Raw genomic sequence first — 6,969 nt, 5'->3', positions numbered from 1 at the left:
CGGCCTCAGCCACCGCCGCCTCGACGGCACGCTCGTCAACCTCCGCAGCCGGCTCCTCGACGGCAGGCTCCGCCACGACGGCCTCAGGCTCGCTCTCAGCCACCGGCTCAGCCTTCACAGCAAGCTCAGCAACCTCGGCCGCAGGCTCCGTCACCTCTACGGCAACAGCCTCGGGCTCGGCGACGGGCTCCTCACCAGCGACCTCCTCGGCGACGGTCTCGGCCACGACCTCGACCACCTCGGCCTCAGCCACCGCCGCCTCGACGGCACGCTCGTCAACCTCCGCAGCCGGCTCCTCGACGGCAGGCTCCGCCACGACGGCCTCAGGCTCGCTCTCAACCACCGGCTCAGCCTCGACCTCGACAGCAAGCTCAGCAACCTCGGCCGCAGGCTCGCCGGCCTCGACCACCGGCTCCACGACCGCGACCTCGACGACGGTCTCCTCGGCCGCGACCTCCTCGGCGACCGGGGCGGCCTCCGGCTCCACCGCCGCCGTATCGTCCGCAGTCTCCGCCTCGGCCTCGACCTCGGCCGCGACCAGAGCGGCGGTCGCTGCGGCCACCAGGTCGTCGGCCGCCGGGGAGGGCGCCGGGAGGGAGACGGCAGCAGCCGGGGTCTCCTCCTCGGCCTGAGCCACCGCCGGCTCGCCGTCAGCGGCACCCGCGTCCGACACCGCCTCGGCCTCGACCTTGGCCTCGGCCTCAACCTCGGCCTCAACCCCGGTCTCGACCTCTGCCTCAGCGGCCGCAGCAGCCTCGTCGGCCTCCTCCGCCGGAGCCGTCACCGGGACCGGGGTCTCCTCGACAAGCCCGTCCCGCTGCCCACCGGCCAGCGCCTGCAGGGCAGCCGCCTCGGCGTCAGCCCGGTCGGCCGACGCCTCGGCACCGGCCTCACCGCTTGCCTCACCATCGAGCTCGACGGCGGTCTCAGCCACGGCCTCGGCCGCCACCTCGGCATCCGGTTCCTCGACCGCCGTCCGCTCGACGGCGGCGGCCTGCTCCGCCAGCCCGTCCCGCTGCCCGGCCACCAGCGCCTGGCGGGCCGTGTACGCGGCCTCCGCGGCGCGGCGGTCGGCCTTGGCGACGGCGAGTTCGGCGAGCAGGTCGGCGAGGCCGGCCTCCTCCAGGCCGACGCGCAGGCCGCGGATGGTGGGCAGGCGGTAGAGGGTGCCCTCGTCGGCGGCGAGCCGCTCGACCAGGTCGATCAGCTCGGCAAAGGGCAGCCCGTCCAGGTCGTGGTCGGGCAGCAGTCGGGCGAGGCCGCGCAGGCCGGTGTTGATCGCCTCGAAGGCCTGGGCGGTGCGGTCGACCAGGGCGCCGTCGACGGGCACCCGCGGGAGGGTGCCGATCGGGGCCAGTGCGGCCCAGGCGCGGCGCTCGACCTCGGCGGAGGCAAGGGCCTCGTGCAGGTCCTCCCGGCGGATGCGGCGGTCGGTGGCGAGCGCAACGGCCTGCTTGCGCAGCGAGCGGCCGCGCAGCCAGGAGAGCTTGACGCCGTTCTCGCGGCGCCAGGCGCTGTCGGCGGTGGCGGCGGTGAGGGCGTCGAGGTCGGCGTCGTACGCGGCGGGGAAGAGGGTCGCGGAGGTGCGGTGCACCCGCTGGAGCATCTCGACCAGCAGCGCGGTCTTGGCGACGGTGTCGGGCTCGTCCAGCTTGGCGTCGGCGGCGAGGGCGGTGACGGCCTCCCAGGTCTGCTGGAGGTCGCTGCCGCGCAGTTCGGCGAGGGCCGTGGAGGCGGCGCGGGCGTCCTCGGGGGTGGCGACGGTGTCGACGGCCGCGTACCAGGCGTGGGTCTCGGCGGTGAGCGTGAAGGCCCCGAGCTCGGCGTAGCGGCCGAGGTCCTCGCGGAGGTTGGGCTCCGCGGCGGCGTCCTGGGGGTCCTTGACGTCTGCGGCGTCGGCGACGTCCGCCGGGTCGGCTGCGTCGGCGTTGCGCGAGTGAAGCACTGTCATGTGAGGTCCGGTTCTGGGCGACGGCGGCGGGGCTGGCGGCGAGGGGGCGGCGGACCGGTTGCGCGCGGTCGCCCCTGGGCGGGGCCGGGGGGCGCGCGGTCGGGCTGCCGGTTGTGGAGGCCCAGAATACGGGTGCCCGTTCGAGCCTTGCACGCACCCACCGCTCCGACGGGCGGGTGTCGTGTGCCATACCGCCCGCCTGGCCGCCACCCGGGCGGTCCGACCGGGTGGTCCGGCGTTCGTCCGGACGGGTGTCTCCGCTGCTCACGGCTCCTCCCGGCGGCCCCTCACCGCGGCTCCTCGCGCTCCTCTCCGGCGGACGGACCGGACCGACGGTCGGGCCGGGGGCCGGTCCGACGGCCGGTCCGACGGCCGTGCCGGCGGAACCACTCCAGCGGCACCTCCCGGACACCGCGTCCCTGCGCCGGACCCCGTCCGCCGAGCGGCGGCCGGAAGCCGGCCCGGCCGAGGGCACGCAGATCAACCGGCGCGAGGTACTCGCTGAGCGCGATGCGGTGCCACCACGCGCCAGTTTCCCGCAGTTCGCGCCAATCGGTGAACCGGTAGAGGTAGAGGGTCGCCCGGACGTGGGTCGGCGGGGCGTCCGGGAAGGGGTTGTGGCGCAGCAGGCGCAGGGTGGCGCGGTCGCCGGACAGCAGTCGGGCGACGAAGGGCAGGAACCACGGGCGGGCGTAGGCGGGCGAGATGCCGGCGAACCACATCAGCCAGTCGAGCCGCAGGTGGTAGGGCGCGAACTGGCGCGGGAGGCGGCGCACGTCACCGGGCTTGCCCTTGAATCCGTACTCGCGCCAGACGGTGTGCGGGGTGAGTACCGTCTCGTCGGTGCCCTCGACCACCACCTCCTGGCGGAGCCGGTTGATGCTGCCGAAGGCGCCGTAGGTGTTGACGAGGTGCAGCCGGTTGAAGGAGCGGTTCATGGCCTGGCCGCGGGAGATCATGTTGCGCACCGGCCAGTAGCTGAGCACCACGACGACGGCGGTCAGCGCGATCACCAGCGCCTCGTACCAGACCGGGGTGCCGGGGTGGTCGCGGGCGTGGACGGGCAGGCCGAGGCGGGCCGGCTCCACGGCGGCGAGGACGAGGACGATGGTCAGCCAGTTGAGCCAGGCGAAGTTGCCGGAGGCGACCAGCCAGAGCTGGGTGACGAGGACGGCGCAGGCCGCGTAGCTCGCGACCGGCTGCGGCAGCAGCAGACCGACCGGTACGACGAGTTGGACGAAATGATTTGCGGCAGCCTCCACCCGATGCAGCGGATCGGGCAGGTGGTGGAAGAACCAGCTGAGCGGTCCTGGCATCGGCTGGGTCTCGTGGTGGTACCGGAGGCAGGTCAGGTCGCGCCAGCAGCTGTCTCCCCGCAGCTTGATCAGCCCGGCGCCGAACTCGACCCGGAAGACCAGCCAGCGCATCAGCCACAGCACCGGGGCGGGCGGGGCGGTGTCGGCGTTGCCCAGGAACGCGGCGAGGAAGCCCGCTTCGAGCAGCAGGGACTCCCACCCGAAGGAGTACCAGGTCTGCCCGACGTTGACGATGGAGAGGTAGAGGACCCAGAGCACCGCCCACAGCGGGATCGACGCCCAGAGCGGAACGGCGTCGCCGAGCCCGGCCGCGACGGCAGCGGCGAGGGCGGCACCGCTCCAGGCGACGGCGGCGAAGAACCGGTCGCTGTAGTGGAGGTGGAACAGGCCGGGCGCCCGGCGGAACGGGACCCTGGCGGTGAACCGGGGCACCGGCAGCATGCCCTCGGCGCCGATCAGGGCGCGGAACTGCGCGGCGGCGGCCAGGAAACCGATCAGGTAGAGGGCTGCTAGCAGGCGTTGGACGAGCAGCCGGCTCAGCCAGTAGTCGGGGGCGGCGAACCAGTCCATGCGGCCCATGCCTACCACCCGGCAGCCCCGGCGCGGGCCCGGCCGGGGCGGCGGAGCGGGAACGGTTCACCCGCTCGGCCCGGGCGGCGCCCCCGGGAGGACACCGGAACGGAACCACCGGACCCCGGCGAACTCACGCTCCCGGACGGCGCCGTGGCAGGGTCCTCTCCACGGGGGTGGGAGGCGCCCCGCCACGGTGGTGGACGGTCCGCACCGGCCGGCGTTCAGCCGGGCAGGACGGAACCGGCCCCGCCGGGGATCGCCGAACGGCCGGGCACGGAGGCGCCGCTCTGCTGGAGCCGGTCGACGAGCAGGGCGGCCAGCGTGCCGAGCTCCTCCTCGGTGCGGGACTGGGCGGTGATGTCCATGCCGACGGTGAGGACGCCGTTGATCCGGCCGGTGAGCGCGGCCCGCAACGGGGTGCAGGTGAAGCTGAAGACCTGCCGGCCGCGCTGGGCGTCCGGACGGGCGGACTGGATCCGGACGTTGTCGAGGACGGCGGTGCGACCGGTGTGGTACGCCTCGACGACGGTCTGTTCGAGGCCCGCGGCACCCAGCTGCGGGTACGCGGCGCCGATCGTGCCGTACGCCGAGGGCGCGCCGAAGGTGTCGGCGTGCCGGGCGTTGGCGTACCGGATCTCCTGGCCCGGCCCCTCGGTCAGCATGATGGGGAACGGCGAGCCGTCGAAGGCGGCGAACATCTCCTGGCGCTGGGTGAGCAGGCTGTCGCGCAGCCGGATCTCGGAGAGCAGTGCCTCGGCGAGGTGCTGGATGTCGCGCAGCCGCTCACGCCCCCACTGCCGGGGTTCCCGGTCGAGCACGCAGACGGTGCCGATGACGGTGTTGGTGTCGTCGACGAGCGGCGCGCCGAGGTAGGCGCGGACGCCGAGTTCGTCCACCACCGGGTTCCCGGCGAACCGGGGGTAGGCGAGGATGTCGTCGAGGGCGAGCGGGGAACGCTGGGCGACCACGTGCGGGCAGAAGCCGTGACTCAGCGGCATCTCGCGGGTGGGGAGGTCGAAGGCGATGCCGCGGTCCGCCCAGGACGATCCGTCCTCGGCCGTGGTGTCGGCCGAACTTGGCGGAATGTAGAGCCCGCGGAACATCTGGCGCTCGTCGTTGATGAAGTTGACCATCGCGATGGGAGCGCGCGTGATACTGGCTGCCAGGTGGGCGAAGCGGTCGAAGGCCTCGTCCGCGGACGGGTCGTTGAGCCCAAGGCCGCGCAGCCTGCGGGTTCGCGCGGACTCCCCGGAGGCACCCGGGAACTGGCCTTGAGTGCTCATCACATCAGTCATGGCGGACATGTAACCAGACATCAGAACGACTGAGCGGTGCCGATCGGCCGATCCTCGACCATGCCGGCGACCAGTCAAAACCACATGTGGACGACCGATCGACGGACCGTCACGGGAGCGAAGACCGATTCCCTTCCCGGGCCGGAACGAAACCCCTCTCGGTGAAGACGGGCCGAATCACGCCAATCCAAGATCGACTCTGGGATGCCCCGGCACCCCATACAACAATGAGCCCTGCCGAAGACACGGACGGTGCCCGCCACCGGGACACCGCCCGGTGACGCATGCGCCGATCGCACCGGGGCGACCGGCCGACACTCCCGCACACCCACCGCCCCCCGTGGGGGTTGCCGGAGCGGCATCGACGGCACGGACGGAGGCACGGCACCACACGCATCGAGAGGACCGGAGCATGGCGATGGACTACTTCACCGACGACCGTCACGAGGGCCTTCGCGCCGAGGTCCGTGACTTCGCGGAGAAGGAGGTGCGTCCGCGGGTGGCCAGGATGGAGGCCGAGCGGAAGATCGAGTTCGAGCTGGCCCGGGAGATCGCCCGCCAGGGCTGGATCGGTGTGACGATCCCGCGGGAGTTCGGCGGCCTCGGCCTGGGCCACGTCGCCAAGACCGTGATCATCGAGGAGCTGGCCCGGGTCAGCGGGGCCGCGGGCTCGATCGCGCAGGCCTCCCAGCTGGGCGTGGCCAAGGTCCTGCACTACGGCTCCCAGGCCCAACGTCTCAAGTGGCTGCCGAAGTTCGCCTCCGGGGAGTGCCTGCCGACCATCGCCGTCACCGAGCCGGAGTCCGGCGGGCACGTGCTCGGGATGACCGGCACCGCGGTCCGCGACGGCGACGAGTACGTCCTCAACGGGCGCAAGTGGTTCGTCGGCAACTCCCACATCGGAGACGTGCACGGCGTGATCCTGCGCACCGGCCAGGGCACTCGGGGCCTGTCCGCCTTCCTGGTCGAGAACGACCGTCCCGGGTTCCGCACCGGCTCCCCCGGGTCGCAGAGCGGGCTGCACGGCTTCAGCTTCGGCGAGATCCTTCTGGAGGACTGCCGCATTCCGGTCGGCAACCGGCTCGGCCGGGAGGGGCAGGGGCTGGACGTCGCCTACTCCTCCTCCACCCTCTACGGCCGGATCAACCTCGCCGCCGTCGCGCTCGGCATCCACACCGCGATCGTCGAGGACACCGTCCGGTTCGCCGAGGGACGCGTCCTGTACGGCCAGCCCCTCAACCAACTGCCGAACATCATGCTGAAGTTGGGCGAGATGCAGTCACGGCTGATGACCGCCAGGCTCGCCGCCTACCACGCCTCCCACCTGCTCGACCACGGCCGCGCCTGCGACGCCGAGCTGATGAACGCCAAGCTCATCAACACCGAGTACGCGCTGGACTCCGCGCGCAACGCGATGGAGATCCACGCCGCCCGGGGCCTCCAGCCCGAGTTCGGCATCGAGCGCTACCTGCGGGACGCCACCCACGTCTACCCGCCGGCCGGCACCTCGGACGTCCAGCGGCTGCGACTCGGGCAGGTCGCCTCGGGCACGTACGGCAAGCAGTGGTCCGCGGAGCTGTCCGACCTGACCAGCTGGGCCTGGAGCGAACTCACCGCCCAGCGGGAGGCCCCGGCGGAGAAACCGCCGGGGCTGGGCGGACGGGTGCTGCCGATGCCACTGGCGGGCTGAGGCCCGGAGGCAGGGTGGCGGCAGGGCGGCGGCCGGAAGCCGGAGAGGATGTGGCGGACGTCCGCCACAGCGGCGCTTGACCTGTGCCTGACGAATTCCCCGGGGTCCGCCCCCGCCCTCCCGGGGCCGTCGGCCCGATCCGGC

3 protein-coding genes and 1 pseudogene are annotated in these 6,969 nt (G+C 73.1%); 1 reads left to right on the top strand and 3 read right to left on the bottom strand.

Annotation, left to right across the window (positions count from 1 at the left end):
• The 3 genes and pseudogenes from ACIRRH_RS26775 to ACIRRH_RS26765 all read right to left on the bottom strand — a co-directional run.
• Window positions 1-1,951 (bottom strand): annotated as a pseudogene (locus ACIRRH_RS26775) (hypothetical protein); the annotation flags it as partial.
• Window positions 1,952-2,238: 287 nt separating this feature from the next.
• Entirely contained in the window at window positions 2,239-3,837 is a 1,599-nt protein-coding gene (locus ACIRRH_RS26770) for a lipase maturation factor family protein (RefSeq protein ID WP_403072329.1), read from the bottom strand.
• Window positions 3,838-4,061: 224 nt separating this feature from the next.
• Window positions 4,062-5,123, bottom strand: a complete 1,062-nt coding sequence (locus ACIRRH_RS26765; protein ID WP_403072275.1) for a GAF domain-containing protein — start codon at window positions 5,121-5,123, stop codon at window positions 4,062-4,064.
• 424 nt (window positions 5,124-5,547) lie between these two features.
• On the opposite strand from ACIRRH_RS26765, the gene ACIRRH_RS26760 reads away from it, so the two are divergent.
• Window positions 5,548-6,825 carry an acyl-CoA dehydrogenase family protein gene (locus tag ACIRRH_RS26760; RefSeq protein WP_403072272.1) on the top strand — a complete coding sequence of 426 codons (1,278 nt, stop codon included), beginning with the start codon at window positions 5,548-5,550 and terminating at the stop codon, window positions 6,823-6,825.
• The last annotated feature ends 144 nt before the right edge of the window (window positions 6,826-6,969 follow it).

The organism is Kitasatospora sp. NPDC101235 (genome assembly GCF_044767505.1).
In the GTDB taxonomy this organism is placed as follows: Bacteria; Actinomycetota; Actinomycetes; order Streptomycetales; family Streptomycetaceae; genus Kitasatospora.
The sequence above is the reverse complement of the archived record's forward strand: the minus strand, read 5'-3'. Positions and strand labels throughout refer to the sequence as shown.

What these genes read in the sequence shown, in the direction of transcription:
- ACIRRH_RS26765 (WP_403072275.1), bottom strand. Translation starts at nt 5,123, where the DNA reads ATGAGCACTCAAGGCCAGTTCCCGGGTGCCTCCGGGGAGTCCGCGCGA.
- ACIRRH_RS26770 (WP_403072329.1), bottom strand. Translation starts at nt 3,837, where the DNA reads ATGGACTGGTTCGCCGCCCCCGACTACTGGCTGAGCCGGCTGCTCGTC.
- ACIRRH_RS26760 (WP_403072272.1), top strand. Translation starts at nt 5,548, where the DNA reads ATGGCGATGGACTACTTCACCGACGACCGTCACGAGGGCCTTCGCGCC.